Annotated in this window: 2 protein-coding genes; both read left to right on the forward strand. The window is 40.9% G+C overall.

The features are described from left to right. The first annotated feature begins 60 nt into the window (after positions 1-60). The gene (locus tag CHL74_RS15355) at positions 61-450 is read left to right on the forward strand and encodes an ISAon1 family transposase N-terminal region protein (protein WP_044073578.1); all 390 of its coding nucleotides are present in this window, start codon (positions 61-63) and stop codon (positions 448-450) included. Beyond that, positions 416-1,408: an ISAon1 family transposase gene (locus tag CHL74_RS15360; RefSeq protein WP_094882018.1), complete on the forward strand. Its 993-nt coding sequence runs from the start codon at positions 416-418 to the stop codon at positions 1,406-1,408. The genes CHL74_RS15355 and CHL74_RS15360 overlap by 35 nt, the downstream gene beginning before the upstream one ends. Positions 1,409-1,422 lie beyond the last annotated feature (14 nt).

Genomic DNA, 1,422 nt, shown 5'->3' on the forward strand with positions numbered 1-1,422 from the left:
GGGTCAGCGGAAAAGTACTGGGGGTGTTTTTTATTTCATAGTATTTTGTATCTTTGCATTATGAACATGCTTGAACAATTAGCCCGTCTAGTTCTTCCCAAAGAAATACTAGACAATTTCGATATCGTCAAGATAGAAACAGATGAGTCTGATATTGACGCAATGAGTATGACCATTCATCTAGACGAGCGTATGAATGCTTATCTCCAAAAATCAGAGGACTATGAATCCAAAGGTTTTATGGACGCTGTACGCATAACTGATTTCCCGATTCGTGACCATAAGGTGATTCTTGTACTTCGTCGTCGTAGATGGAAAAACAAGGAAACAGGAGAGACATTTGTCGACCGTATTAGTGTTACCGAATCAGGAACCCGCTACTCGAAAGAGTTTGCGGCTTTTTTAAAAGAGACGTATGGACACATCCCCGACGACCTGCCGTACGCTTGAACGATACTACCATGTAAACTCCAATACATTGGATAAACAATACAAGGATGTCTTGAGTGACTATCGTACATGGTCAGAACTAGAGCATGCCGATGAATGGCTTGTCTTTCCTGACAACATAGGTCGTAATTTGGCAATAGACGAGACATCTATGTCTAACGGAGAATTGCGCACAATCGTCACCAACAGGGATAGACACGGAAAAGACCAATGTCTGGTTGCAATTGTCAAGGGTGTTAAGTCAGAGGACGTTATCAATGCCTTGAAGCATATACCTGAAGCTCTTCTGAACACGGTTGAGGAGGTCACATTAGATTTGTCAGACTCCATGAGAAAGATTGTTCGCACATGCTTTCCCAAAGCAATGAGAGTAATAGACAGGTTTCACATACAGAAGCTTGCTTGCGATGCTGTGCAGGAAATGCGCATTAAGCATCGTTGGGATGCTATACAAGAGGCCAATGACGACATGGAGAATGCAAAACTTGAAGGACGCGAATACGTGCCTTTTCGATATGAGAACGGAGATACGAGAAAGGAATTGCTAGCAAGGAGTAGGTATCTTCTTTTCAAATCAGGAGAGAAATGGACACTGTCACAAAGCAAGAGAGCTGAGATTCTATTTAGAGAATATCCAGATTTGAAGACAGCTTATGGACTCTCGCATTCTTTGAGAATGATTTTCTCAAAAAATACTGTTAAAGATGCCGCAAGACTTTCTATGGCTAAATGGTACAACAAAGTGGAAGAAGCTGGCTTCCGTTCTTTCAATGTTATTGCTGCAACATTCTACGAACATTACGATGACATTCTTAATTTTTATACAAATAGATCATCTAATGCTGCAGCTGAATCCTTTAATGCAAAAATCAAAGCTTTCAGAGCATCACTAAGGGGCATCGTTGATGAAAAGTTTTTTCTGTATCGACTTGCAAAGATTTATGCTTATCCCCACTAAATTTCCACTGAGCC

It is taken from the genome of Prevotella sp. 885 (genome assembly GCF_002265625.1).
Classification (GTDB): Bacteria; Bacteroidota; Bacteroidia; order Bacteroidales; family Bacteroidaceae; genus Prevotella.